The organism is Pantoea sp. DY-15, assembly GCF_019795935.1.
GTDB classification, from domain to species: domain Bacteria; phylum Pseudomonadota; class Gammaproteobacteria; order Enterobacterales; family Enterobacteriaceae; genus Pantoea; species Pantoea leporis.
Genome location: NZ_JAIMIF010000014.1, coordinates 1 through 1,027, shown reverse-complemented (window position 1 = coordinate 1,027; position 1,027 = coordinate 1). Strand labels below are relative to the sequence as shown.

Genomic DNA, 1,027 nt, shown 5'->3' with positions numbered 1-1,027 from the left:
ACCGAGCTTTCGCCACCCAGCGTCAGGCGTTCGCTGCCGTACAGCCGATCGGGCGACCACTGGCCGTAAATGCTGCTCAGCAGCCACAGTTTGTCAGCCAGCGGGCGCTGGAAACTGCCGCTGATGCTCCACTTGCGGAACTGTGCTTTGGGCAAATCGCCGGTTTTTCCCGCGTCATCTTCGGCATCAAACCACGGCATGCCGCGGCTGAACGTCGGGTTGAGCGTAGCGACGCCGCCGAGGATTTTCTGCGTGTGGTTGAGTCCCAGCTGCGCGCTGGTGATTTTGCGGCTGCTGCTCTGCAACAGGGTATGGTTGAGATAGTTGTGGCTGGAGTAGTGATTCAGGCCGAGCTGGACGCCGGTTTTGATATCGCCGTTACGGAACAGCACCCACGAACCGTTAAGCCGGTGCGACACGTTGTCGCCGTTGCTCAGCCAGGTAAAGCCGTTGTTAACGAAGCTGCTGTGATAGTTGCTCCAGCTGTAGGTGTAATCGAGTAAGCCGTATCCGTAGGGCACGCTGACGCCCGCCTGCAGGTTCTGCGCATCACGCCAGTCGCTGAAGGCGCTGCTGCGCCCGCCGCTGATAAACCAGCGGTCAGCCAGTCCCAGCAGATTGTTTCCCGTCAGCGAGGCGTTGAGCTGACCAACGCCGGTGCTTTTCTGTCCGCTGTTATCAAACCCCAGCGATGCGCTGAGCGGGAATTCCGGTTTGGCCGTTAGATTGACGACCGAATAACCAGCTTTAGGCGACGGCTGTATTTCAATCTGCACCGGCGTCGCGCGCACGCGGTTAATCTGCTCCATGCCCTGCTCAATATCGCGCAGGTTAAGCACCTTGCCTTCCAGACCGGGAAACGCCATCTGTAATGAACGCGGATGCTGGCCGTCGAGACGAATGGCGTCCAGCTTCCCTTCCAGCACCGGAATAATTAACTCACCCTGCGATAAATCCTGTTCAATTAAAAATGCCCGGCTGGTGATATAGCCGCGCTGCATATACCAGTCAGAAATGGCATGCACCA

General features: G+C 58.0%; 1 protein-coding gene. It reads right to left on the bottom strand.

Annotated features, from left to right (window positions below):
- Nucleotides 1-1,027 (bottom strand): ShlB/FhaC/HecB family hemolysin secretion/activation protein (locus tag K5Y32_RS24765; protein WP_222186141.1); only part of this gene is annotated, 1,027 nt, incomplete at both ends.